The following is a 25,184-nucleotide window of genomic DNA, read 5'->3' as shown; positions in this document are numbered from 1 at the left end:
TAGAGACCGATGATATCCCAAATGAGGGGAACACCACCTGGAAGAACAGCCTTCGCCGGCCTGCTCGGTTGTCCAGTACGGTAACTGTCACATCCACTTCCTAATTTACGATGGCTGTCGATCTGGCAATCCATGATGCACTCGTTCTCACAGCCGACGAGCGGAACCGCCTGTACGAGCGCGGCACAGTATGCATCACCGATGGCTGTATCGAAGAAGTCCGACCATCACGTGCAGGAGACGGAGAATTAGAAGCATCCACCGTTATCGACGGGAACGGGAAACTGGTGATGCCGGGGTTGGTGAACGCCCACACGCACCTGGAGATGACACCGCTCATCGGTGCGTTTAGCGAACTCGAGCTGACGGAGATGCTCGGGAGTGGGACGGCCTTGTTTAACAGACTAGGGAACGGCGAATTCGAGTACCTCGTCGAGGCAGGCGTCGAGCTCGCAGCGCTCAATTTCCTCCTGGGCGGTGTCACGACCGTGAACTCCATGGACGCACGGCCTGCCGCAGGTGCGGAGACGTTCGGGGAAGCAGGGCTCCGCGGATTTTTCGGCCCGGCGATCTCGGACCTCTTCTGGGACCAACCAGTCGATCAGCAGTTCGCCCGTGCTCGCGAGTTCGTCGAAACGTACCACGACACGTACGACGGCCGAATCAGGGCGACGATCTGCCCGCACGACGACTGGTCGTGTACCCGGCAGCTGTGGGAACGGACCGCATCCCTCGCCGCAGAGTATCCGGACCTGCTCGTCCACACGCACTTGCTCGAACTCGAGGAGAGTAACACGATGGCACGAGCGAACGGTGGCGAGGACTCGGTAGGATTGCTCGACGACGTTGGACTCCTGGACGACCGACTGGTCGCTGCTCACTTCCGCCTCGGCGACGAAGAGGACATCCAGCGAACCGCCGAGGCGGACGCGGCTGTTGCGCACTGCCCGTCCGTCTTCTGTTACTGGAATCCGGACGGGGAGACGCAGTGGACGCCCGTTCCCGAGCTTCGAGCCGCCGGCGTCGACGTCGGAGTAGGGATTGACGACCACTACTGGCACGACTCGTACAGCATGTTCGGTGAAGCGCGGCAAGCTCGGCTGGCGGCAAATCTCAAGCGTTCAGCCGGGCAGTTCGACTCGATGGAACTGATACGAATGCTCACTATCGAGGGCGCACGCGCGCTGGGGATGGGCGACGAGATCGGCAGTATCGAAGCGGGAAAGCGCGCGGATATTATCCTCCTCGACGTCGACAAACCGAAGTTCACGCCACTGACCAACGTTCCCGCACACGTCGTGAACAACGCGGTCCCGGCCGACGTCGAGACAGTGATCGTTGACGGCGACGTCGTCCTCCGGAATGGTGTGCCCGAGACAATGGACTCGGACGACGTGCGACAGCGAGTAAATCAGGCTGTCGAACGCTTCATGGACGAGACAGGCTGGGAGTTAGACATTGGTGGTAGTGAACCGCCGACCAGCATCGAGACTGTACGGGACCTCCCAAAGCGTGGCCCTGCGCGACTCCTGACTCGCCTCGCGATGCAATCCGCGCGTGATCGGTTCTCCTTCTAAGACCCTGCCAGCGTAGGGGTGGTTCCCCCTCAGGAATTTCTGTGGGCGCGAACGAACGCACGTCGCAGGACGGTCAGAAGAACGTACGTCTCGTACTTCTGGGTCTGGCAGTGCTCGCAGGGCTGCATATCCTCGACGATCTCCTCAATAGCGTCGTCGCACTCGTCGGTGAGCGTAGTGAGCGCGTCCGTGATCTGGGGCTGGGCAGCGTCGATCATCTCCTCGACGGCGGCGTCGGCCGAATCTGGTAGTGAGTACGAGAGGACGATCGTGTTCGCGTGGTAGTACTTCGTCGTCCCACCACGCCCCTCCTCGAAGCGAACGACGTCGACGAGGCCCGCATCCCGGAGCTCGTTGATGTGATGGCGGACCGTGTTCTCCGTCCGGTCGATGCCGCGATCGTCGAGGCGTTCGTGGACCTCGGTCGCAGTTAGGGCTTCCTCGGACAGAATGTCGAGGACCATCGCCCGCATCGGCTCGTCGATGGCGTCCGAAATCCGAGTGTCTCGCACCGCGATGTCGTCGAGACGGTGGTCGGTATCGGAATCACTCATACGAGGACTGAGCGCGAGCACGCGGGAAAAGGTAGCGGGGCAGGAGTCGGGTAGGTGTCTGTCGAGGTATCCAGTACAGGATGGACCCGCGATAGCGAAAGCCCTAGACGACCCGTTTGACTGTTCCAACGACTCGTATCCGAATTCAAACATATCATATAAAAAATACTTATTGAGGTACGGGCACTATCTCAAACTGTAATGAGCGACACAACCCAATTCCGCGTCCTCGACTTCGACTGCCCGACCTGCGCGAGTACCGTCGAACGCGCCCTGTCGAACGTCGACGGCGTCCAGCACGTCGAAGTCCACTACGCGACCGGCCGCGTCGAGATCGAGTACGACGACAGCGTCGCTGACCCCGACGCCTTCGCAGAGACCATCGAAAACCAGGGGTACACTCCCCAGCCCGCCTAACACTATGAACAAACAATCGATCACGCAGTACTACCGGAACCACCGGAAGGCCATCGTCACGGCGACAAGCGGCCTGCTGTACGGCGGTGGCTGGAGTCTCGGCTACCTCACGAGTTTCGAGATGGCAAGCGCCGCCATCCTCGTCCTCGCGACGGTCGTGGGTGGCTACGACATCGCCAAGACCGCTTACCACGAGGTCACCAACCGGACGCTCGGCATCAAGACGCTGGTGACGCTGGCCGCCATCGGTGCTATCGTCATCGGGGAGTACTGGGAAGCCGCCGCCGTCGTCTTCCTGTTCAGCCTTGGCAGCTACCTCGAAGGCCGGACGATGCGGAAGACCCGGACGGCACTTCAGGAGCTACTGGAGATGACGCCCGACACGGCGACCGTCCGTCGCGACGGGACACTCCAAAAGGTCTCCGCCCGCGATGTCGAAGAGGGCGAAGTCGTCGTCGTAAAGCCGGGCGGGAAGATCCCGGTCGACGGAACCGTCGTCGACGGCGAGAGCGCAGTCAACCAGGCGCCGGTCACCGGCGAGAGCGCGCCCGTCCACAAGGCCGACAGCGACGAGGTGTACGCCGGGACGGTCAACCAGGAGGGCGCGCTAGAAATCCGGACGACGGGAGCGGGATCGGATACGACTCTCGAACGGATCATCCGTCGCGTCGAGGAGGCCCAGGAGGCTCAGTCGCCCACGGAGAGTCTCATCGACCGGTTCGCGAAGTACTACACGCCGGCCGTCATTGCCCTGGCTATCGGCGCGTACGCGGTCACGCAGAACGCGATCCTGTCGCTGACGCTGCTGGTCATCGGCTGTCCGGGCGCGCTGGTCATCGGGCCACCGGTCAGCATCGTCTCGGCCATCGGTAACGCCGCCCGGTCGGGCGTGCTGATGAAGGGCGGCGAACACCTCGAACGCGCCGGCAAGATCGATCTCGTCGCCTTCGACAAGACGGGGACGCTCACGAAGGGCGAGACCACCGTCTCCGGTATCGAGGGGTTCGGCGTCGCCGCCGCCGACGTCCTCTCGCTCGCAGCGACCGCCGAGAAGAAGAGCGAACACCACCTCGCGGACGCCATCGTCGACATGGCCCGCGAACGCCAGACGGCTGCGACGGACGGTGGAGCGACGGTCGCCCAAGCGGACGATACGGACGTGGGGCGCAGGTCGGTCCCCGATCCCGACGACTTCGACGTGGTCGCCGGCAAGGGCGTCATCGCCCATGCCGATGGCCAGGAAGTCGTCGTCGGCAACCGCGCGCTGCTGGACGACCGCGACGTCGATGTCCCCGATCGGGTCGCCGACTACGTCCGCGAGCGTGAGGGGCGCGGCGAGACAGTCGTCCACGTCGTTCGGGACGGGGACATCATCGGCGCGATTGCGATGCGGGACGAGCTCCGGGAGGCCGCTCCTGGGGTCGTCGCGGCGCTCCAAGACGCTGGCATCGAGACGGTGATGCTCACCGGCGACAACGAGCGGACGGCCGCTGCCGTTGCCGAGGAGGTCGGTATCGACGAGTACCGTGCCGAACTCCTCCCCGAGGACAAGCAGTCCGTCATCGAGGGCTACCAGGCCGACGGCCACGTCGTCGCGATGGTCGGCGACGGCATCAACGACGCGCCATCGCTGGCCACTGCCGATGTCGGCATCGCGATGGGTGCTGCGGGAACGGACACCGCTATCGAAACGGCTGACATGGCGTTGATGGCCGACGACCTCGAACGCATCCCGTACGCGGTCAAACTCAGCAAGGCGACGCGCTGGAACGTCCTCGAGAACGTCGGGCTCGCGGTGCTGACCGTGACCGTCCTCCTCGCGGGCGTGCTCACCAGCTACGTCACCCTCGCGTCGGGAATGCTGGTCCACGAGGCCAGCGTCCTCCTCGTCATCCTCAACGGGATGCGACTGCTCCGCTACTGACCACGAGACACGATCACAACCACAACTCATGACATCGAATTCGACTGCGACTGACACGACCCAGACGAGAACCAATTGGCAGGTCGACTACGACGCCGACCCGATCGAAATCCGCGACCCCGTCGCGGAGGCCCTCGGCGTCCTCGAACCGGGCGAGCCGTTCGTCGTCACCTACCGGGACGCGGTGAAAGAAGCCGGACACTCCTGTCCGACAGCCTCGGGTGCCTATCGGATCGTCCAGCTCGGGCTCGACGCCCTGTATCCCGACGACTATCCAGTCCGGAGCGAAATCGAGGTCCAGACGGCCGGCCCGCAGGACGATGCCGCGTACGGCGTGATGAGCCGCATCATCTCGTACGTGACTGGCGCGACCGGCGATGACGGATTCAGCGGGCTCGCCGGCGGCTATGGCGGCCGCCGCGACCTCCTGCGCTTCGACGCGTTCGACCCGGACACGGCGGACCCGACGTTCCGGTTCCGGCGAACCGACACGGACGAGACCGTCGAAGTGACCTACCACGTCAGCGACGTTCCTGACGGTGGACCCGCAATCGGGAACCTCCAAGGGATTCTCGACGAATCGGCAACTGACCAGCAACGAGAGGCTTTCGCTGACGCCTGGCACCGCCGGGTACAGGTCGTCCTCAGCGACGACTCGCTGTTCACCGTCGACGCGGTGTGAACGCGACGGTCTACCCCTCTCACTCGAAATAAGTTACTGCGGTACACTATCGATCTCCTCAAGGGCCTCAGTAGCGACATCACCTAACTCACCAGCCTCGATATGCGAGTACCGCTCACGAACCATCTCCTCAGAATTATCGAGATATCGGGCCGCCACAGTATATCCGAATGCCCGGACCAGAACCTCGCCCATGCCACGACGGCCACCGTGCGGAGCAAGATAATCGTGTTTCGGATGGTCGATGTCGATCTCCGCGGCCTCCGAGAGTCGTTGGAGAATCGACCGTGCGCCGTCCGTCGTGATCGACGGCGGCCGAATGTCCACATCGAGCGCCAGCAGCAGGTCGCGAGCGTACTCCGCACGGCGTTCAATGATTGCTTCTGGGCGTTCCCCTCGTTCGGCGAGGTTTTCCCGGACGAGCCCTGCGAGCGTCCGTTGGTCGAACGTCGGAAACACCGGCCAGCGCTCCGTTGGTGGGTCCATCAACTGGCGATAGCTTCGCAACGGCGAGATCACCGGATCGGGAAGGCTCGCGGCATCCCATTGCTGTTTCTTCCGGTAGACGTCCATACTCCCGTCGTCGACGGAGAGGTCCTCCCAGCGGACGCCGCGCCGGCGCGGGTCGTTCGGATCGCGGAGGAGTTCGCCAACGCGGACGGCGGTGTACGCGAGGACAAACACCAGCGCCCGGTCACGAGCCGCCTTCAACGCCGCGTAGCGTGCTCGCTGCTTGTCGAGGGGATCAGTATCCTCCGGGAGTGTCGTGTACGCCTCGACGGCGTCGCGGGCCCGTTCGTCGACGTGACGGGTGAGGGCGTGGCGCTGTTCGGACGTCCAGGCCTGCTGGTCGCCGGGCTTGCGACCGTCGTCCTCCGGCAGCGGCGCCATCGCACTCGCTCGCTGCGCGTAGTGGGCCTCAAGATATCCCTCGTTGACGCACCAGCCACACCACGCAGAGATATAGCGGTAATAGGTTTGTACTGTGTTCTGCTTGAGTCCCCGATCTCCACCGAGATGTCGGGCGTACTCCCGGAACACGCGTTCGTCGAGATCGTCGAAGGTCGGCTCGCGGCCGACGTCGTCGGCGATCCCGGTCCAGTCGTCGGCGCCGCGGTCGCCGGCGGCCCACTCGGCGAACCGTTCGAGCTCGCGTGCAGCGTTACGTCGATAGTTCCCACCGCCGCCGCCCCGGCCTTTCCCCTTGTCTTGGAGGTAGCGCTCGAAGCTGTCGTCGAGCGGCGTCGAAAGCGCTCGGTCAGGCATTCACCGGCCCTCCACCGTCCTGCAGCCCCGGTCTCGGGTCCTCTACCCTGGGGGAAGCGTCGTCGTGAGGCGGTTGCAGCATTCGTGCTTCACCGACGGCGCCGGGGTACTTCAAAGTGGTCGTGATTACGGGCATAATCACGACCACTTGTTGTATTTGAGCAATCGGGAGAATTCGGGGGTCTAGAGTCTCTTAGCGCCGGAACTCCGCATTACAGTAGAATGTATATCGTATATCGCTATACAAAATCTCGGGCCTTGGAAGTTCACAGTTTCGGAGGATAGGCTAGTTTCAGATCGAATTAGCATCTATTCGTGGCGTATCTCACCGGCCAATCACCAATTCAAATCCCTGATGGCCGTATCTACCGGACGAACGTGGGTAATTGCGTGGATTTTGGGGCTCCTGAATAAGGTTGCCACTCCCAGACGGAGGAGTCACTAAGAGATCAGCCGGTTAGTCATGTGGAATCAACGACGAGGCAATGAGCTCAACACACTCACCCGCAGTCAACACGGGTGCATAGTCCATCTCACCGTCGACATCCGCTTTCAGCAGGAAGTCGGTGAGCCGCCAAATATTGTACAGGAGTACCGCGAACACGAAGTAGAACAGGCGAACGCGGTAGTCTTTCGAGGAGGTCTTGGCGAGAAAGTCACCTTTGATCGATTTGTACTCACTCTCGATCTGCCACCGGCGGCTGTAGCGCTGACAGAACGACTCGGCTTCCTCCGGACCGACTCGGAGATTCGTCGCGAAGACGGCCGTCCCCTCACCACTCGTCGACGGTACGTACAGGAGCCGCATTGGATGCGATCCAGATTCCACATGGACAGAAGCTGACTCAACGGCCACCTCTTGGTCGTCTTCCTCCATTTGTTCGAGTACATCCCGTTCAGAGCTGGAGACTCGCTTCGGAATGAGGTAGTTCACATCGAGGTTTGAGAGCGTCTGAAACACGCGTATCGAATCGAACTCCCGATCACACAGCACTGTCTCAATCGGAACGTGTTCTTTCGCTTGTCGAACCAGTCGCCGCACAGTGCGATGAATCTGATTCGACGAGTTCTCATCCCACTCAGAGCTCTCTCGGACCGGTTCTACGGCGAGAACGAGCGGAATGTTCTGCCCGATGATCGAGAGGGTTGCGAATTTGAACGCTCGACCGTCTCTATCCTTCGTCCCGCTGACCATCGGCATTCCTTCGACCTCTCCGTAGTAGGGAATAGTTGTGATATCGATCGCGGCCGTGACTGGACGCCGGAACGATGCTTCAGAGGCGATCACGGAGAGTAAGCGATCCGTCGTCTCGTTAAATCCGCTCACGAGGCCTTCAGGATCGAACTGTTTGACAGCGCGGAGGTGGGTGTCGCCGTGGGGTCCATACTCTTCACCACGACGGTACTGAAAGCGAGTCGCTCCTTGCGCGGTTCCGCACCGAACCATCCCCATGAACGTCTGTAACTCGAAAAATTGCGTGTCTTCGTAGGTAGTGTTTGACGCCCGATCAGAGTCGAAATGACCGAAGGCGTGATCACGCGCGAGGCGCGTTGTCTGGACGATTGCGTTCTGTGAGAATGATTCGTCTTCGACTGAGTCTATGTTTTCTTCAGTACCTTCGACGATCTCTTTCTTGGGGCGAACCTCAGACGCTGAGATATCGCGATCGTGAACTTCTTTGATAACAAAGTGGGCAGCAGCGTGGACATATTCGTGGGTCTCGTCGTCGAATCTATTTCGCCACGCTCGTGAGAAGGCCGATTCGTCAGGTACTCGGGTGAAGCCGAGAATAGTGGCGACTTCCGGTTGCCGGGTGAGTCGTCGAGAAAACTCGGCGTACGAATCTCCGGTGATCTCCATGAAAACGAACGAGAGGACCATTGCTCGAAAGGAGAGTGGCGCAGGATGCCACGCTGGATACTCGTCTTTGATCGCGTCTATCGAGTGATCAAGGTTCTCGAACGCAGTGACGAGATCGGTTTCTTTGAACTCGTTACGGATGGTGATCCCTAGCTGGTACGCTTCGCACAGAGTGCATTCAAAATTTTTCACTAGAAGGTGAATCGTCAGGGGTGCTCATACAATATACTGAGGAAGGTTACAAAATCAACTCTTTGAGTGGAAACGTTGAGTAGAACACGAATTAACAGCTAGATTGAAATTCTATCCAAGTGATATATGCTGGCTTGATTGTGGTCAATACCTCACAGTGTTACCGGAGAAGAGCACCCGCGTAAAGCACAAAGAGAGCCAGAACAACGGAATTGGCTCTGTTGAAATCCTCTTAGATTTATATGTTTGTCCTGTGATTTCACGAAATGAAGGCTCTCCCGAAGTCGCAGATTCTCCGATCTACTGCGAAAGCTATCCATCTGGCCCGACGAGCAGTCTTTCGATACTCCTCGAAGCTCTCCAAACACCACTATACACTCCCGCAACACGTTGGTCTGTTGTGTCTCAAAGTTCGGAAGAACACGACATACCGTGGCCTGCTTGACGATTTCACTGGAGGTGAAATTTAAGTAATATAAATTCAACAGAGTGAGTCATTTTTGATGATAGTTCAAATTTAGCTGTGGTTGCTGGCTGGACACAATCGATAATTATCACTCCAAGTAAGACAGGCGCAGTAAATTATAAATTTAGCCTTATCTAATTATTTCACAATGCTGAGTGCGATCATGGAAGACTATCTCAAAGCGATCTATTATCTCCAGAACGAAGCGGACGACCGGGTACGAACCTCGGTACTCGCTGAGTATATGGATGTAGAGCAACCGACGGTTACCAGTATGATGAAAAAGTTATCAGAGCGTGATTTCGTGCTGTACGAACCCTACAGGGGAGTTGAGCTCACTGATACTGGAGTTCCTATTGCTCTCGAAATCATTCTCCATCACCGACTGTTAGAACGATATCTGACGGACCACCTCGAGTATGATTGGGCAGAGGTACACGACGAAGCAGATCGTCTCGAACACCACATCAGCAGTAAGTTTGCCGACCGGATTGCAGAGCAGCTAGGACAACCAGCGGTTGATCCGCATGGCGACCCAATTCCCACCGCGAATCTGGATGTCTCGGGAGCAAAGGATGGTGAACGTCTTGCTGATCATCAAGTGGGTGACAGCGTTCAGATCGTACGGGTTCCGGACACAGATCCAGATCTCCTCCGGTACCTGTCCAAACACGGGATTCTCCCCGGAACTGTCGTAGATGTTGTTGAGATTGCGCCATTTGGAATGGTCACACTTGACCCTGATAGCGGAGATGGTCCGGTTGCGCTACCCGAAGAAGTCGCATGTTCCATATCCACCCAATCTCTCACACAGAGTTCTCACTGAGAAGCTCGGAAGTCCGCTAGTCTATTTTTAGATTAGACCTACTCGAAGTTTAGATGGGTCTAATTTATATATTGGGCCCATCCACTATCACATATGGGTATCCGAAGAGTCAACCCGTCGAGGAGATCATGCCCTCGATAAATTACGAGAGTGCGGCAGATGTCACCAAACGACTCGAACAGCGTTTGGTTGAATCACTCACTGGTGAAACGAGCGTCAGTCGTCGCACGGTACTCGGCAGTCTTGGTGTCGCGGGAAGTGCCGCCGTTGGACTCGGGAGTTCACGTGCAAGTGCGTCACCCGGCCACGAGGGCGATGATACACACGGTAACTTCGGTTCGGTGGGCGAATACCAAGATTTGGATTTCGATCCGCACGAGTTCCTCACCGCGTTCAATACCGGAGACAGCGGGCAGGATAACGTTCCGCAGCAAGTCTACGAGGAGGATGGTCGAACCGTACGGGAGTTCGAATTCAACGCCGTCGACACAACGATCACCATCGCTCCGGGCGTCGAGTTCCAAGCGTGGGCATTCAACGGTCAGGTGCCGGGCCCCACGATCCGTGCCGTTGAGGGCGACCTAATTCGCGTTAAATTCACGAACCTAGGACGGCACGCTCACACGATCCATCCGCATCTGAAGAACCTTAACCCGCGAATGGACGGAATCCCCCAAAACGGGCCTGGTGTCCTCGAAACGGGAGAATCATTCACCTACGAATGGATTGCCCAACCCGCCGGTACGCACTTCTATCATTGCCACTCGCTCCCGCTGAAAGAACACATCCACCGCGGACTCTACGGCACGATCATCGTCGATCCGGACCCCGAACGCGTCAGGGAGAATCCACGCGACTACGTCAATTACCCCGGCCCGATTACCGACGACATGCGGACGCGGTTCGTCGAAGAGGCGAAGAGCCGGAACCACGAGTACGCCGAAAACGACGCCGTCAACGAGATGGTCATGGTGATGAACTCGTTCGACACTAACTTCGACGGCGGGAACGAGGTCTACGCGGCGAACACACGGGCGTTCGCATACGGGGTCGGTAGTACCGACGGCACCGGCAACTGGACGGCGGGCGAGACGAAGCGTCCCATCCAGATCGACAAGAACGAACGGCAACGCGTGTATCTCTCCAATGCGACTGAGTTCGACCTCATCAACTCGTTCCACACGCACTCGCAGTTCTTCGATTACTATGACCACGGGACTACGCTGACACCGACGCGCAAGACCGTAGACACGATCATGCAGACGCAGGCGCAACGCGGTATCATCGAGCTCGACTACTCGGATCACGAACCCGGGCTGTACATGTTCCACGCCCACCAATCCGAGTTCGCCGAACTCGGCTGGATGAGCTTCTTTGAGGTGGTCTAACATGGCGGATGAGACACAAAAACCGACGCCAGACGGTGGTGTATCTACTGAAAACGAGGTCACACAGCCCCTCGGACTACCGAGATGGGTCAGCGCGATACTCCCGATCGTGTTGCTCGTGCTCGTCTTGGGTGTGTTCGCGTTCACGTCACCACTCGCGAGTATTCAGAGCCAGAGTGGTGAACCGCTTCCCGACGTGACGATCACGCACACGACGCTTCCGAGCGACGAAACGGTCGTGTTACACGTAACGAACAACGGGCCCGATTCCGTGACGATAGCACAGGTCCTCGTCGATGAGGCCTACTGGAATTTTCAGGTCGAAGGAGCTGGTGGCGACCAAACGCTCGCTCCGATGGAAAGCGCACAGATCGTGATCCCGTATCACTGGAATCCGGGATGGGATCTCAACGTCGCCCTCGTACTCTCTGACGGGGCGACATTCGAGAATACGATCGTCGCTCCGAGTCAGGCACCCGGATTCAGCCTCAGTCTGCTCTGGACGCTTGCAGTCATCGGGCTGTTCGTCGGTGTGATCCCAGTCGCATTAGGGATGCTGTGGTTCCCCTACATCAAGACGATGAGCGATCGGTGGCTGCACGCCGTGCTCTTGTTCGCGGCCGGCGTCCTCGGTTTCTTGGCGTTCGACGCCGGGTTCGAGGCGTTCGAACTCGCTCAACGAGTTCCGGGCGCGTACGAGGGCAACCTTTTGATCGTCTTCGGGATCCTCGGCGCGCTCACTCTCGTTCAGGCAATCAGCGCGTGGCGCAAGGGCCGTGTTGCCGCCGGTGACAGTCGGGCGAGTAGCGGTCTCTGGATCGCATATCTGGTTGCGATCGGAATCGGCCTACACAACCTCGCGGAAGGGCTGGCGATCGGGAGTTCGTTCGCACTCGGGCGTGTGTCGCTCGGCGCGTTCCTCGTGATCGGGTTCATGCTCCACAACGTGACGGAAGGCCCGGCCGTCGTTGCACCGGTCGCCCGCGGAGAGCGTCCGTCGTTCAAGCACTTCGCTGCGCTCGGCGTCATCGCCGGTGCCCCCGTCATCCTCGGCGGGTGGATCGGTAGTCTCGCGTACTCGCCGACGATCGGAGCCTTCTTCCTCGCGATCGGGGTTGGCGCAATTTTACAGGTCAACTGGGAGATCGCGGGAATGGTTCGGGATGCAGGCGGTCGCGTGGCCAGCGCCACGAACCTGCTTGCGTTCCTGCTCGGCCTCGGAGTGATGTACGTGACCGACCTCTTCGTGGCGCTCTGAGAGGTACTATCCATCTCTGTTCCAATGGCACTCAAATTCTACAATCGACGGACGGTATTGCGACTCAGTACTGCCGCCTTGGCGACGCTCAGCACCGCCGGATGTTTGAACGGACAGTCACCGTCGACCCTGACCGTCACGATGCCCGACGATCACACGTTCGAGCCGAAGACTGCGACGATCGAAACCGGAGGGACAGTGACGTGGACGAACGAGAGCGACATCCAGCACACGGTCACAGCGTATGAAGACGAAATTCCTGCCGAGGCCGTGTACTTCGCAAGTGGTGGCTTCGAGTCAGAGCGTGCTGCGAGAAACCGGGTTACTGAGGGACTCATCGCCCCGGGAGAGAACTACGAGCACACGTTCGATCAACCCGGAACGTACGGGTACTGTTGTATTCCGCATGAAAGTTCTGGAATGGTCGGGACAGTCCTAGTGAGATGATCTGACAGGAGTATTAATAACTCAACTCACAATACTTATTAATATTTAACATAATATGGGCCAGATATCGCAGTAGAGTTAATAAATCTGTAGCGGCAAGCGGTGAGTAATGACCTCACCTGACGACGATTCCCACGACAAACGTGGCGAACCACCGAACCGAACCCACACGCACGAAGAGGGATCTCAGCATCGTCACGAGTCCGCTCAGTATGCAAAGGGTGTCGATGACACCCCCCCACCACACGGACAAGGGGATGTTGCACAGTTCTCGGTTCCGGAGATGGACTGTCCCTCGTGTGCAGGGAAAGTTGAGAACAGCGTCGAAAAACTGGACGGTATCAACAGCATCGACCCGCAAGTGACGACGGGAACGTTGACAGTCTCATACGACAGCGAGCAAACCAGCGCTACCGAGATAGCTGATCGGGTCGAAAAGGCGGGATACACCATCGAAGACGTCGACGAGATAACGACGAAATTTACGGTTCCCGAGATGGACTGCCCCTCGTGTGCGGGGAAGATCGAAAAGTCACTCGACAAAGCTGGAGTTACAGCGTATAAAACCCGGCCAACGAACGGAACCGTCGTTGTCACGTACGATTCTTCGGAGGCCGGAGAAGCCGAGATAATCAGTGCTATCGAACGTGCTGGATACGAGGTTACAGACAGTTCGAGCGACGAGTCCGAAGGTCAGAACGCGACCGAGGAACGCGAGAGCATCTGGGTGAGTCCGCGGGCACTCAAGACGTGGATCAGCGGTGGGTTCGTTGCTCTCGGTTTGCTCCTTGAATTCTTCCTCACTGGGCAGAACGGACAGATTGCGAGCCTTCTCGGCACAGAGCTGTTCGTTGCCGACGGACTGTTCCTTGTCGCCGTCGCCTTCGGGGGTCAAGAGATCCTTCGCAACGGCTACTACTCGGCGCGGAATCTGAACCTCGATATCGACTTTTTGATGTCGGTGGCTATCCTCGGGGCGCTGGTCGCGAGCCTCGCCTTCGGTGAAGCGCTTTACTTCGAGGCCGCCACCCTCGCGTTCCTGTTTAGCATCGCCGAGCTGCTGGAGCGGTACTCGATGGATCGCGCCCGGAACTCGCTCCGGGAGTTGATGGACCTCTCGCCGGACGAAGCGACCGTCAAGCGAGACAGTAGTACGGAGACGGTTCCAGTCGACGAGGTCGCTGTCGGTGACGTCGTCGTCGTGAAACCGGGCGAGAAGATCCCACTCGACGGGACCGTCGTCGACGGTGAAAGCGCAGTCAATCAGGCGCCCATCACGGGCGAAAGCGTGCCCGTCGACAAGGCGATGGGAGACGAGGTGTACGCCGGTACGATCAACGAAGAGGGGTATCTCGAGGTGGAGGTTACCTCCGAGGCCGGCGATAACACGCTCTCGCGTATCGTGGAGATGGTCGAAGACGCTCAGTCAAACAAGACCGAGCGTGAGCAGTTCGTCGAGCGCTTCTCGGCGTACTACACACCGGTCGTCGTCGCCTTCGCGGTCTTGACGACAGTGGGGAGCCCGTACGTCCTCGGAACCACGTGGCCGACGGCCGTCGTCTACGGGCTGACACTCCTCGTACTCGCCTGCCCGTGTGCGTTCGTCATCTCGACGCCCGTCTCCGTGGTGTCGGGGATCACGAGCGCTGCTAAGAACGGGGTCCTGATCAAGGGCGGCAACCACCTCGAAGCGATGGGGAGCGTCGACGTCGTCGCGTTCGACAAGACCGGGACGCTCACGAAAGGGGAGCTCACCGTCACCGACGTCGTTCCACTGAACGAAAATTCCGAAGAAGATGTCCTCCGGTGTGCGCGTGGGCTCGAACAGCGGAGCGAACATCCCATCGGCGAGGCAATCGTCGCTGAAGCCGGCAGCGCAGGGGTCGCCGAGCGCGAAATCGATGACTTCGAGAGCATCACTGGGAAGGGTGTTCGTGCCGATCTCGATGGGACCCCCCATTTCGCAGGCAAACCGGGGCTGTTTGAGGAGTTAGGTTTCGACCTCTCGCACGTCCACGCGACGACCGACGGTGGCGTCGTGACACAGACAGCCCGTCAGATGTGCGACCGGAATAACTGTCTTGACCTCCTCGAAGAGACCGTCCCTCAACTCCAGGCAGAAGGGAAGACCGTTGTGCTCGTCGGAACCGAAGACGAACTTGAAGGTATCGTCGCCGTGGCCGACGAGATCCGTCCCGAAGCAGCGCGAACGATCGCTCGACTCAGAGATCTCGGCGTCTCACGGACGGTCATGCTGACCGGCGACAACGAGCGAACTGCTCGCGCGATCGCCGACCAAGTCGGAGTCGACGAGTACCGGGCAGAACTGCTTCCCGACGAGAAAGTGGCTGCCGTCGAGGAGCTCATCGAGGAACACGAGGGCGTCGCGATGGTCGGTGATGGGATCAACGACGCCCCGGCGCTCGCGACGGCAACGGTGGGTATTGCGATGGGCGCGGCCGGGACGGACACCGCGTTGGAGACGGCCGACATCGCGCTGATGGGTGACGACCTCGCAAAGCTCCCGTATCTCTACGAGCTCGCGAACGACGCAAACGGCGTCATCCGGCAGAATATCTGGGCCAGCCTCGGTGTCAAAGCCGGACTTGCTCTCGCGGTTCCGTTCGGGTACGTCCCCATCTGGCTCGCCGTCCTCGCCGGCGACGCGGGGATGACGATGGCCGTGACCGGGAACGCAATGCGACTCTCTCGCGTCGAACCGGAGACAGAGAACAACTGACGCTTGAGAGTCGTAATACCGGACATTACGAATTTATCAGATCAAAACGTATGAGTCAACACGGGCATGCTCACGAAGAGACGGAAGAATATGAACTAACAACCGAAACAGACAGCAGTACGCGCCGACTTGCCCTCGTAGCGGTCGTCAATTTCCTTGGCTTCCTTGCCGAATTGGCTGGTGGACTCCTCTTCGGTTCGGTCGCTCTCATCAGCGATGCGCTCCACATGCTATTCGACATGCTTGCGTACGCAATGGCGTTCGGCGCGAGCTACACCGCGGAACGATTCGAAGGCGGTGCTGAGTGGTCGTACGGACTCCATCGACTGGAGCCGGTTGCTGCGTTTCTCAACGGGATACTGCTCGTTCCGATGGTCGGGTACATCCTGTGGGAATCGTATCAACGGTTCCTGGACCCGGTTGAGATCGATCCGACAATGACGCTGATCATCGCCGGCGGCGGCTTGCTTGTCAACTTGGGATCGGTCTATATCGTACAAGGGGGCGAGATGAGCCTCAACGAGCGCGGCGCATTCTATCACCTTCTCGGCGATGCCGGTGGATCAGTCGCGGTGATCATTTCGACACTCGCCGTCGTCACGTTCGATTTACCTGTCGCCGACCCGGTGGCTGCCATCCTCATCGGCGTGTTAGTGCTCGTTTCGGCAGGAAAGGTACTCCGCGGAAGCACCTCAATCCTCTTAGAACGGAGCCCTATCTCACCGGATAAACTTCGAAATGAACTGACAGCTGTCGATGGCGTTGAAGACGTCGACGACATACACGTCTGGCAAGTATGTAGTCAGTTGACCGTAGCGACAGTGCGTCTTCAGTATGAGCCCACATCACTAGACCAACATCAGGCGATCCGCTCTCGCGTCCATCAGCTTCTTTCCGACCATGGAATCGATCACGCAACCGTCGAACTAGTGGGTGAGATGGAGAGGGACCCGGAGACTGCCGACAACACGAGTCACAACCACTGATTTTCAAATGACAGAAATAACGACACGGATTCAGTCTGTCGGGAGTGCAGTTGGGCTCACGTACGGCTCAACGGTTATTGGGTCGGTAATTGTCACCATCGGTGCCGCACTGCTGGGCGCATTCGGGGTCGATGTAACCGCTCGTCCATCGTTGCGCCTCGTAATGAGCACGATCTTGTTACAGGGGGTGACATTCGGAGGGCTCTCAATCCTCTATCTCAGATTCCGAGATCTCGACTTCGAATTCGTTTCGCTTTCGATTCCGGACAGGCGAGATGTTGCTGTAACCATCGGGGGGGTAGGTACACTCCTCGGATTACTCATTGTCGCATCACGCGTTATCTCCTCGCTCGGACTGGAATCAGCAGAAAACCAAGTAGTAACAGTTGGTCAGCAAAATCCGACAGCTTTTCTAATTCTCATTCCTCTATCGTTTCTGCTAGTCGGTCCGGGCGAAGAGCTGTTATACCGAGGACTGGTTCAGGGGACACTCCGAGAAACGCTACATCCAACCCGTGCAATCGTTCTTGCGAGCGCCCTCTTCGCATCGATCCATCTCTTCTCGTTGAGTGGAGAAGGGAAGCTCGTGTACGTCGGTATCGCATTCGTTCTAGCTCTGGTACTCGGTGCGACCTACGAGTACACCGATAACCTCGTTGTTCCGGCTCTGATTCACGGTGCGTACAATGCGATTCAATTCACGAGCGCGTATCTGACGGCAACAGGTGGAATGTAACTGTTTGCTATCTGTGGGTCTCAGATCTCAGTTCTTTCGACAGCAAACCCTTAGTTTGCTTGTGAAGCCCGTCCGACTGTTGCCGAACATATTCGCTTGCCTTCTCAAAAACAGGGATTCTGCAGTCCTCGTTTGTCGCGACAGCCCAATGTGTCGAATGAACCATGACGACACCTTTCGGTGCCCCCGGAACCGGACTGTCCCGGCGAGAATTTCTTGCTGCGACCGGCGTGACGGGCGTATCGGCGTTGGCGGGTTGTTCGTCGAAGACGATTAACGCGCCGACGGCGGCCACGAACACTCCGAACGAGGCACAGACATCTCCGTCAGATCTCCCCTACACCAGCCCTCCGACAGTCGTCAACGTCGACGAACAGGGCGGGTCAGTGACGATGGGGACGCAGCCGGCGCGACACGCCGTCCACCCGCTCGATTCGATGGGCGGGCCGGTCGAGTTCCCCCGCGTCTGGGCGTGGCAGGCCGACGACCACGATCCGAGCGTCCCGGGTCCGATCCTCCGGACGACCGAGGGGAACGACATGGAGGTGACGCTCGACAACACGAACGGGCGCCGGCCGCACACGATCCACTTCCACGGCGTCACCAAGTCGTGGAAGAACGACGGCGTCCCGACGTCGACCGGGATCAAAGTCCCCGCGGGCGAGAAGCACACCTACGAGATCCCGGCGAACGTTCCGGGGACGCACCTGTATCACTGTCACCTCCAGACCCACCGCCACATCGATATGGGGATGTACGGGATCTTCCGGGTCGATCCCGAGGGCTACGAGCCGGCGGACCGGGAGTACTTCATGACGATCAAAGACTGGGACTCGCGGATCCCGAAGAAGTGGGGCGGCGAGGGGAACTTCACGTACGACACGACCTCGCGGACGCCGGACGTCTTCACCGTCAACGGGAAGAGCGCGCCCCGGACGCTCCACCCCGAACAGGGGTCGCCGATCATCGTCGATCAAGGCGATTTGGTCCGCGTACACCTCGTCAACGGTGGGTACATGTCGCACCCGATGCATATCCACAACCATCGCTTCCAGCGCGTCGAAAAGGACGGCGGGGTCGTTCCGGAAGCCGCCAGACACGACATCGACGTCACGAACATCGCCCCCGCGGAACGGCACACGATCGAGTTCACGGCCGACGCGGACCCCGGGATCTACCTCATGCACTGCCACAAGGTCAACCACGTGATGAACGGGTCGTTCTACCCCGGCGGCATGCTTACCGGCGTGGTGTACCGCTCCGTCATGGACTCGGACATCTTCAGTCAGCTCATGGAGTACGCCGGCTACGAACCGAACTGACGCGATCTGACACGGACTTCTGAACCGTCCCGAAGAACTCTACAGGACGGTTCCACGCATATACAGACTCTGAGGGCAGTCACGAGGTCCGTCTCGGGGGGAACGAGAGAGACAGATAATTGTGTGTGAGTCACTAACCCCTCGCAATGACCCAGAAAGGCGGAAAAGGGGGCGCTGGTGCTGACAGACCGAAACCTCGACGAAGGTCGCTCCGCCTACTCGTCTTGGTTGCTGTCGGGATCAGTCTCCTTTCTCTGATCCCGACAGTTTCGGCCCACGGTGGCGCTGAATCGTCGGGACTCTCACAATCGCACGGGTTGGCGATCGCTGGTATCGGTGCTCTCGTAGTCGGTACGCTCATCCTCCTCAAGCGAAGGGGGCGGGTCTCGCCGAGAACCGCTCTATACGGAATTGCGGTCGGCATCGGTGTTGCTATCGCCGGCGCGATCATCTTCGAAGGCCTGGCCCCGGATCCGACGTATCAGGCGGACTCGATGCCGTTCCCGCGGTCGTGGTATCAGCCGCTCGCGATCGGAACCGGCCTGCTAGTCGTGGTCGCGAGTTTCGTCACCGGACTCGTGCGATGGACGACACGTCCCCGGTACATGGCTCTCGGCATGCTGCTCGGTGGCTGGATACTGTACCCGTATCTACTGCCCGGATTCAGCGGCTACACCAACCCGATCGGGTACGGGATCGTCCTCGCGACACCACTACTCGTCGGCTACATTCTCTGGAACGACGTTGGCACGGCACTGTCGACGATCCTTCGGGATCCGGTGGCGCGTCGGTTCGGATTCAGCGTCGGAGCCATGGTGAGCCTCTTCTTTATGGCGACGACGGGATACCTATCCTTCTTTAGTGAGGAGGGCGCTCCGCAAGAGACGACCGTGGCGGTTCTGAACGTACTGTATCAGATCGTGCGATGGCCCACCCTCGAGGTTCTGCTCCCCGACGTTCCGTTTTTCATCGCGATCTCTCCCGGTGTGGTCATCGTGATTGGACTCCTCGGCGTCCTCGTGGGGTTGAACGCGGCCGCCGTCGCTCACTCGTGGCGTCTCGATCAGCAGGCGGGAGCAACACAGAGCACAGCCGGGACGGCGACAGTCGTCGGTGCGTGTACGTGTGGGTGTTGTGGTCCCCTCGTCTCCCAAGTCGCTGTCATCGCGGCCGGCCCGACGATCGCGGCACCAATATACTGGATCTTCGTCGATTCAGCGTCGCCGCTCAGTTCAATATTCCTGTTAGGGAGCATCGCACTGTTCACCGGAACGCTCGTGTATTCGATCGACTCCCCGACACCCGTCCGGCAGGACGCGTCTGAGCTCAGTGCGGGAGTCACCGAGTAAACATCCCGGCCACGTCGATCCACGGCTGCTGATCGTTCATCGAGACTTGTTGAACACGAAGCGCGGACCCCCAGACGTAGTAACCCGAATTAGAACGCTTCAGACGGACTGACACTGTGACTTTGGGGGCGGTACCGGACAGAACCGCTACGGACTAACGCGGAATTCGCCATGTTTCATCCCGAGGAAGTACGCGACCACCGAGAACGCGATCATCGAGGGAAGAACCATCATAAAGACGGTCGAGGGTGTCATCACAGCGGTTAGCGCGACCGTTGCGACGGCGACGATCACGGCGAGTGGAACTACCGAACGCAGGAAATCGAATTCCATGGGGGTAGTAGTGTCTGGACAGGATTAGTCCTTTAGAAACAGAAGCGATGCGGATCCGGGTGGCGACCTCAACGATCGGATCGACGGTGCTCAAATGATAGATAGCTACTCTTTACACCGTATCGGTAGGCTCGGATCCGCGATCGTTTGGAGGCCGTATCCCTTACCTGAGTAGCTTCCGCCGAGTGTTTACGGCGAGCAACCCACCGCTGGCAATAACCGCAGTCGCTGCCGTCAGCGGATTGAAGAACCCGACGGCCAACGCCACGAGTGCGATACCGTTGTAGGAGAACGCGAGGAGATTGTTCTGTTTCACGCGACGGCGGGCCGCTCCCGCAAGGTCGAACGCGGTTTCGACGGAGCGGATGTCGTCGTCGACAATCGCAACATCGGCGGCGTCGGCGGCCAACGCCGTCCCGCCGCCCAGCGAGATGCCGAGGTCGGCGGCGGCGAGCGCCGGCGCGTCGTTGGTACCGTCACCGACCATCGCAACCTGCCCATCAGATTTGAGCCGCCGGATCGTCGCCGTCTTCCCCTCCGGCGGAACCGTCGCAAAGACGTGCGTCACGGCGTCGTGTCGCTTGAAGAAGTCTGTCGCCTCCTCGTCGTCGCCGGTCAGGACGACGATCTCCGTGCCCCGCTCCCCAAGCCGAGAGACGGTGTCATCCCAGCCGTCTCGCGGCTCGTCCCCGACGACGATCAGCCCCTCTGCTGTCCCGTCACGACCGACGACGACCGGAAGCTGTCCGAATCCCTGAGCGTCGGCGACCCGAGACCGGATGTCGTCGTTAACGGTCCACCCCTGTTCTGCGAATAGATCGAGGTTCCCGACGAGGTACGACGTGTCGCCGATCACGCCTTCGATACCCGACCGATGGTTCGTGAACTCGCGTATCTGACCGACGTCTTCCGTTCCGACCGCGTCATCTCCCGAGTCCGGCTGAGCCGCTGCGGCGTCGCCATCGTCACTCCCGGCGAACGCCGTCGTGATAGCGTTCGCGGCGGGGTGTGACGCCCGTTGTTCGAGTGCGGCGACGGCGTCGAGTAACTCGGGAGGCGCGTCCGCTTCGATCACCTCCATCTCTCCGGTTGTGAGTGTCCCCGTCTTATCGAAGACGACGATATCGACGTCGCGGAGCCGTTCGAAGACTGTTTCGTCGAAGATGATGATCCCGCGCCGGAGCGCACTGGAGAGGCTCTTCGCGACCGACAGGGGCGTCGCAAGTCCGAGGGCCCACGGCGAGCCGGCAAGGATGATCAACAGCGCGAGGAGGAGGGCATCTGGCAGGCCCATCCCAAATGCGAGTACACCGACGCTGCCGACCGCGACAGCGGCTCCGACGACGAGGAAGACGGCGTACGACGCGAGTTGGTCGGCGTGGCGTTGGACGCCGTGAGTCGCGCTCTGTAGGTCCCAGACGGCGGTCGTTATCCGGTCGATACTACTCGTTACGTCTGGGCCGACACGGACCAACGCTGCACCGTCCGTCACGATCGACCCCCCGATCACGTCGTCTCCGGCGCGTTTGAGCACCGGAAGCGATTCACCTGTCACGATCGCTTCGTCGACGGTACAGCTGTCTTCAACCAGTTCACCGTCTATTGGAACACGTTCGCCCTGTCGAACGAGCACGACATCCCCTGTATTGAGATTCTCCACGCGAACTTCCTCAGTCTCTCCGTCCGAGTCGTACGTTCGTGCACTCTCGACCTGTGATATGGTGAGCTCGGTGAGACGATCAAGTGCCCGCTGTTTGATTGACGATTCGTAGAATACCATCGCGGTAACCGCGGCCGTGACGATGATCGCGAGATCATAGAAAATGTCGTTTTGCCCGAGGATAACGGCAGCCGTACTGTACGCGTACGCGCTGATGGCGGTGAGCGCGACCAACAGATCGGTGTTCGGGCGTCGCATTTTGAGACTGATATACGCGCCACGCAACACTGGCAGACCGGTAAAGACGAGAATGATACCAGTCATCACGAAATACAGTCGGAGGAACACGAACGCCCCTTGACTGTCTAGCCGAAATGCGCCCTCAAATATTTGGAGCGCTTGCCAGTCGAAAATCGACGCGAGCTGCGCTGGATAGAGGATCGCAACGTATGGGACCAACAGAAACGCACCGAAGAGGAACCCAACGGAGTATCGCATCCCCAAGAGCTGGTCGTCTCGGCGCTTTCGAATCCCACCCATCTCCCGTGATCGACGTGTCGTGCCACCGGCCTCTCCCACGTCTGATGAGGCATCCTCACGGAGATACGCCGTGTACCCCAGAGTGCTCAACGCCTCGCGCAACGATTCCTTCGAAGCAGTGTCTGGATCGTATTCAACTCGGATCGTCTCCGTGACGTAACTCGCCTCGGCACTAGTCACTCCCTCTTGTTTTTCGGCGAGAGATTCAAGATACGCCTCACACGTCGCGGAGTACATGCCGTCGATCCGGAGAAACGTCCGAGAACGATGCTGATCAGTAGGAACCGCGTCTTCCTCTTGGTCGATCCCGTTCTCAGTTGTCTGGGTGGTATCGAGGGAATCGGGAGCTCCAAGCGTCGTGTACACATCGTGACATCCACTTGAACAGAATGACCGCTCACTAACAGTCTCGAATGTGGAAGATTGAATCACACGACCACACAAGTCACAGTTGCCAGTCATATCTCAGTATCGGTGGGTCTGTCTGTCCGATATCAGATCGATATAAATAGAGATGATGGTACACCCTTTGTTTCCCAAAGTGGTCAAGTGGTAGAGTATCAATCGCTTATACCTCGGTACGCAGGTCGTGTTTATGTTGTTGTTGCTCTCTCCTACTCAGACACACTCTGTAGTAAATATCGTGTCGATCGATGATATCCACGCCTATGCAGTACATCCTGTCGATATTATAATATATAGGAGGACTCAAAAAACATAAATAATAGTATGTTTTAATAACGGAACGAAGGCACGCATCAAATCTATCCTCCGAGATTGTGGGAAGTTGAGACTACAACGGGTTCAGCGGGACTGTGATGCGTGGTTTCGGACGAATAGATGAGCGGAAACTGATTCAGATCGCTTTCTGACCGGAGGTTATTGTTGGATGTTCAACTAATCCGGCGTGTTTCTGAGGCCGCGGGTAGTGTAGCCACTCAGACGCCGTGCTACCATAGGTAGAGGGCCTCGCTATCCGATTCCTGTTTCCTTCTTCAGCAGCGTCAGCGTATTGTCGGCTGTTACGATCGGCGAATGTTCGTACTCGCCAGTCAACTCGACCTGCACGAGCAGATCGACAGCTCGCCAGATCGAGTACAGCAGACACGCGAACGCGAAATAGAAGAATCGCAACCCGAAATCCTTCGACGTTGTCGCGGCCATGAATCGCTTGATCGACCTATACCCACTCTCAATTTCCCACCGGTAGCCATACTCAGTGAGGTGTCCGCTTCCTCGATTCGTCATGAACACCGAGTACTGCCGGTGGTCATCGTGCTCGGAGTCCTCTTTCCGACGGTAGATCAGCGTCGTCTCGTGCCACTCGTTCTTCCCGAGATGGAGTTTCCGATCGGTCTCGTACCGGTCTTGCCCCCGCTGGAGTAATCGTTTTGCCTGAGCTTTCTCACTCGTCTGCATCCGCTTCGGCACGACATAGGAAAGCCCACGCTGGCTGATCATCTCTAGAATGTGCTGGCTGTCGAACTCCCGATCCATCAGCACATTATCGACGTGAACGAGCTCTTCAGCCGAATCCAGCAAGTCCTCGACGATCTCCTTGCGTGACTCGCCTTTCTGGACTGGGCGGGCATCAAGGACGAGCGGGACAGCGTTACCGACCAACTGGACTGTCGCCCACTGGTAGGCGTATTCGTCGGTCTTCTCCTTCGTTCCGATTATCTCGTCCTCGTGGCCTGCGCGGTCGCCCGTGAAGGGATCATCCTCAGTGATGTCGATTGCGACGATACCCGCCCGGAAGAACTCCTCCGTCCCCGCAAGTTCGTTGGTGAGTTGCTGGACCGCCTGTCGGTACATCTCGCGGATCTGCTCAATGGAGAGATCACGAATCTGGTCGCGATGGCCGTGCCCGAGTGGTGTTCGCTCACGCGTCGATTCGTGGATGAAGCTGCGAGCGCCCTCGTTGGCGGCCAAGTTCTCGCGGAGCCCGAGATAGGTCTGTAAGCCCCAGTAGGCGTTCTCGGGAATCTCACAGTCCTCGCCACGATTGAGCGAGAACGCGGGGAACACGACGCGACTGACGTGGTCGGTGATATTCCCTGCCTCGTCAAGGATGGTCTGGTCGTCAGGGTCCGATTCAGTAGCGTCGTGGCCTCGATCCAAGAGGTTTCGTTCTGGCTCGCGTGGTACAGCGACATCCGCGTTCTGCGCTTTGATCAGGATCGTTCGAGCCGCTTTCTGAACCGTCTCGCGAAGCCCATCGGTAAAGCGCGTATGCCAACTGCGCCAGAGTGTCGATTGGTCGGGGACGGACTCCAACTCAAGACGCTCACGGAGTTCGGAATGGCTGTCGAGGTACTTGAGGAGTGCAGTTTCGTGCTCCCATCCGTGGAGTTCCTTCAGGACGAACACGCGAAAGAGGGTGTCCATCTCGTAGCGTGTCAAACCTCCATAGCAGTCGTGGGTGTTGAACTGGAAGTAAGCCAGCGGGAGTGACCAGACGAACTCCTCGACCGAGTCGTGGCTATCGTGGTCGAACCACGTCTCTGAGACTGTCTGCACATCTGATTCCAGCCCCGCGAGCGACGTTCGGTCGTAGAGCGGTGTCGTGTCATAGACTGGCCACGCAACGTGCGGTCGGTGTGCGATCCGCCGAAAGACAGTGCGTCGAGATTCACGAGTCGGTGACACGATAAGAAAAT

19 protein-coding genes and 1 pseudogene are annotated in these 25,184 nt (G+C 59.0%); 14 read left to right on the top strand and 6 right to left on the bottom strand.

All coding sequences use genetic code 11. The annotated features are described in order from the left end of the window. Nucleotides 1–110 precede the first annotated feature (110 nt). A complete protein-coding gene (locus ACQE3L_RS08525; protein ID WP_004594621.1) occupies nucleotides 111–1,577 on the top strand; it encodes an amidohydrolase family protein in 1,467 nt (488 codons plus the stop codon). Between the two features lie 29 nt (nucleotides 1,578–1,606). Here ACQE3L_RS08525 and ACQE3L_RS08520 read toward each other — a convergent pair whose 3' ends face one another. Further along, nucleotides 1,607–2,131: an ArsR/SmtB family transcription factor gene (locus tag ACQE3L_RS08520; protein WP_426963386.1), complete on the bottom strand. Its 525-nt coding sequence runs from the start codon at nucleotides 2,129–2,131 to the stop codon at nucleotides 1,607–1,609. A 201-nt stretch (nucleotides 2,132–2,332) separates the two neighbouring features. On the opposite strand from ACQE3L_RS08520, the gene ACQE3L_RS08515 reads away from it, so the two are divergent. From ACQE3L_RS08515 to ACQE3L_RS08505, 3 genes are read left to right on the top strand one after another with little or no spacing between them, the layout of a single operon-like run. Then, the gene (locus ACQE3L_RS08515; protein ID WP_004594622.1) at nucleotides 2,333–2,548 is read left to right on the top strand and encodes a heavy-metal-associated domain-containing protein; all 216 of its coding nucleotides are present in this window, start codon (nucleotides 2,333–2,335) and stop codon (nucleotides 2,546–2,548) included. Nucleotides 2,549–2,552: 4 nt separating this feature from the next. Then, a complete protein-coding gene (locus ACQE3L_RS08510; RefSeq protein ID WP_004594624.1) occupies nucleotides 2,553–4,472 on the top strand; it encodes a heavy metal translocating P-type ATPase in 1,920 nt (639 codons plus the stop codon). Between the two features lie 28 nt (nucleotides 4,473–4,500). Next, nucleotides 4,501–5,154, top strand: a complete 654-nt coding sequence (locus ACQE3L_RS08505; protein ID WP_004594625.1) for a hypothetical protein — start codon at nucleotides 4,501–4,503, stop codon at nucleotides 5,152–5,154. A gap of 33 nt (nucleotides 5,155–5,187) precedes the next feature. Here ACQE3L_RS08505 and ACQE3L_RS08500 read toward each other — a convergent pair whose 3' ends face one another. Beyond that, nucleotides 5,188–6,420 (bottom strand): tyrosine-type recombinase/integrase, encoded by a 1,233-nt coding sequence (locus tag ACQE3L_RS08500; RefSeq protein WP_049987695.1) that lies wholly within the window; start codon nucleotides 6,418–6,420, stop codon nucleotides 5,188–5,190. A 457-nt stretch (nucleotides 6,421–6,877) separates the two neighbouring features. Then, nucleotides 6,878–8,281, bottom strand: a complete 1,404-nt coding sequence (locus tag ACQE3L_RS08495) for a transposase (RefSeq protein ID WP_426963385.1) — start codon at nucleotides 8,279–8,281, stop codon at nucleotides 6,878–6,880. A 458-nt stretch (nucleotides 8,282–8,739) separates the two neighbouring features. Here ACQE3L_RS08495 and ACQE3L_RS08490 point away from each other — a divergent pair. The 10 genes and pseudogenes from ACQE3L_RS08490 to ACQE3L_RS08445 form a co-directional block, all read left to right on the top strand. Beyond that, nucleotides 8,740–8,922: pseudogene (locus ACQE3L_RS08490) on the top strand (IS5/IS1182 family transposase); the annotation flags it as partial. A gap of 165 nt (nucleotides 8,923–9,087) precedes the next feature. Continuing rightward, on the top strand, nucleotides 9,088–9,765 hold the full coding sequence (locus ACQE3L_RS08485) for a metal-dependent transcriptional regulator (protein WP_426963384.1): 678 nt from the start codon (nucleotides 9,088–9,090) through the stop codon (nucleotides 9,763–9,765). Between the two features lie 128 nt (nucleotides 9,766–9,893). Next, nucleotides 9,894–11,153 carry a multicopper oxidase domain-containing protein gene (locus ACQE3L_RS08480; protein WP_426963383.1) on the top strand — a complete coding sequence of 420 codons (1,260 nt, stop codon included), beginning with the start codon at nucleotides 9,894–9,896 and terminating at the stop codon, nucleotides 11,151–11,153. 1 nt (nucleotide 11,154) lies between these two features. Then, nucleotides 11,155–12,411, top strand: coding sequence for a ZIP family metal transporter (locus ACQE3L_RS08475; protein ID WP_371191817.1), 1,257 nt, complete (start codon nucleotides 11,155–11,157; stop codon nucleotides 12,409–12,411). A gap of 141 nt (nucleotides 12,412–12,552) precedes the next feature. Next, a complete protein-coding gene (locus ACQE3L_RS08470; RefSeq protein ID WP_371191816.1) occupies nucleotides 12,553–12,858 on the top strand; it encodes a cupredoxin domain-containing protein in 306 nt (101 codons plus the stop codon). A 109-nt stretch (nucleotides 12,859–12,967) separates the two neighbouring features. Further along, complete coding sequence (locus ACQE3L_RS08465; protein ID WP_426963382.1) at nucleotides 12,968–15,598, top strand: heavy metal translocating P-type ATPase; 2,631 nt, start codon at nucleotides 12,968–12,970, stop codon at nucleotides 15,596–15,598. Between the two features lie 50 nt (nucleotides 15,599–15,648). Then, on the top strand, nucleotides 15,649–16,584 hold the full coding sequence (locus tag ACQE3L_RS08460) for a cation diffusion facilitator family transporter (RefSeq protein WP_426963381.1): 936 nt from the start codon (nucleotides 15,649–15,651) through the stop codon (nucleotides 16,582–16,584). A gap of 163 nt (nucleotides 16,585–16,747) precedes the next feature. Next, entirely contained in the window at nucleotides 16,748–17,320 is a 573-nt protein-coding gene (locus tag ACQE3L_RS08455; protein ID WP_371191865.1) for a CPBP family intramembrane glutamic endopeptidase, read from the top strand. 164 nt (nucleotides 17,321–17,484) lie between these two features. Then, nucleotides 17,485–18,642 (top strand): multicopper oxidase domain-containing protein, encoded by a 1,158-nt coding sequence (locus tag ACQE3L_RS08450; RefSeq protein WP_371191864.1) that lies wholly within the window; start codon nucleotides 17,485–17,487, stop codon nucleotides 18,640–18,642. A gap of 146 nt (nucleotides 18,643–18,788) precedes the next feature. After that, a complete protein-coding gene (locus ACQE3L_RS08445; RefSeq protein ID WP_426963380.1) occupies nucleotides 18,789–19,991 on the top strand; it encodes a hypothetical protein in 1,203 nt (400 codons plus the stop codon). Between the two features lie 147 nt (nucleotides 19,992–20,138). On the opposite strand, the gene ACQE3L_RS08440 is transcribed toward ACQE3L_RS08445, so the two are convergent. From ACQE3L_RS08440 to ACQE3L_RS08430, 3 genes are all read right to left on the bottom strand, one after another. Continuing rightward, nucleotides 20,139–20,324, bottom strand: coding sequence for a DUF7333 family protein (locus ACQE3L_RS08440; RefSeq protein ID WP_371191862.1), 186 nt, complete (start codon nucleotides 20,322–20,324; stop codon nucleotides 20,139–20,141). 163 nt (nucleotides 20,325–20,487) lie between these two features. Then, complete coding sequence (locus ACQE3L_RS08435) at nucleotides 20,488–22,986, bottom strand: heavy metal translocating P-type ATPase (RefSeq protein WP_426963379.1); 2,499 nt, start codon at nucleotides 22,984–22,986, stop codon at nucleotides 20,488–20,490. 510 nt (nucleotides 22,987–23,496) lie between these two features. Further along, nucleotides 23,497–25,173 carry a transposase gene (locus ACQE3L_RS08430; RefSeq protein ID WP_426963378.1) on the bottom strand — a complete coding sequence of 559 codons (1,677 nt, stop codon included), beginning with the start codon at nucleotides 25,171–25,173 and terminating at the stop codon, nucleotides 23,497–23,499. Nucleotides 25,174–25,184: the final 11 nt, after the last annotated feature.

The sequence above is a fragment of the Haloparvum alkalitolerans genome (assembly GCF_050122995.1).
GTDB classification, from domain to species: Archaea; Halobacteriota; Halobacteria; order Halobacteriales; family Haloferacaceae; genus Haloparvum; species Haloparvum alkalitolerans.
The sequence above is the reverse complement of the archived record's forward strand: the minus strand, read 5'-3'. Positions and strand labels throughout refer to the sequence as shown.

Bases quoted from the DNA above. Each gene is read 5' to 3' on its own strand.
- ACQE3L_RS08525 (WP_004594621.1), top strand. From the start codon at position 111: ATGGCTGTCGATCTGGCAATCCATGATGCACTCGTTCTCACAGCCGAC.
- ACQE3L_RS08520 (WP_426963386.1), bottom strand. From the start codon at position 2,131: ATGAGTGATTCCGATACCGACCACCGTCTCGACGACATCGCGGTGCGA.
- ACQE3L_RS08515 (WP_004594622.1), top strand. From the start codon at position 2,333: ATGAGCGACACAACCCAATTCCGCGTCCTCGACTTCGACTGCCCGACC.
- ACQE3L_RS08510 (WP_004594624.1), top strand. From the start codon at position 2,553: ATGAACAAACAATCGATCACGCAGTACTACCGGAACCACCGGAAGGCC.
- ACQE3L_RS08505 (WP_004594625.1), top strand. From the start codon at position 4,501: ATGACATCGAATTCGACTGCGACTGACACGACCCAGACGAGAACCAAT.
- ACQE3L_RS08500 (WP_049987695.1), bottom strand. From the start codon at position 6,420: ATGCCTGACCGAGCGCTTTCGACGCCGCTCGACGACAGCTTCGAGCGC.
- ACQE3L_RS08495 (WP_426963385.1), bottom strand. From the start codon at position 8,281: ATGGAGATCACCGGAGATTCGTACGCCGAGTTTTCTCGACGACTCACC.
- ACQE3L_RS08485 (WP_426963384.1), top strand. From the start codon at position 9,088: ATGCTGAGTGCGATCATGGAAGACTATCTCAAAGCGATCTATTATCTC.
- ACQE3L_RS08480 (WP_426963383.1), top strand. From the start codon at position 9,894: ATGCCCTCGATAAATTACGAGAGTGCGGCAGATGTCACCAAACGACTC.
- ACQE3L_RS08475 (WP_371191817.1), top strand. From the start codon at position 11,155: ATGGCGGATGAGACACAAAAACCGACGCCAGACGGTGGTGTATCTACT.
- ACQE3L_RS08470 (WP_371191816.1), top strand. From the start codon at position 12,553: ATGCCCGACGATCACACGTTCGAGCCGAAGACTGCGACGATCGAAACC.
- ACQE3L_RS08465 (WP_426963382.1), top strand. From the start codon at position 12,968: ATGACCTCACCTGACGACGATTCCCACGACAAACGTGGCGAACCACCG.
- ACQE3L_RS08460 (WP_426963381.1), top strand. From the start codon at position 15,649: ATGAGTCAACACGGGCATGCTCACGAAGAGACGGAAGAATATGAACTA.
- ACQE3L_RS08455 (WP_371191865.1), top strand. From the start codon at position 16,748: ATGAGCACGATCTTGTTACAGGGGGTGACATTCGGAGGGCTCTCAATC.
- ACQE3L_RS08450 (WP_371191864.1), top strand. From the start codon at position 17,485: ATGACGACACCTTTCGGTGCCCCCGGAACCGGACTGTCCCGGCGAGAA.
- ACQE3L_RS08445 (WP_426963380.1), top strand. From the start codon at position 18,789: ATGACCCAGAAAGGCGGAAAAGGGGGCGCTGGTGCTGACAGACCGAAA.
- ACQE3L_RS08440 (WP_371191862.1), bottom strand. From the start codon at position 20,324: ATGGAATTCGATTTCCTGCGTTCGGTAGTTCCACTCGCCGTGATCGTC.
- ACQE3L_RS08435 (WP_426963379.1), bottom strand. From the start codon at position 22,986: ATGACTGGCAACTGTGACTTGTGTGGTCGTGTGATTCAATCTTCCACA.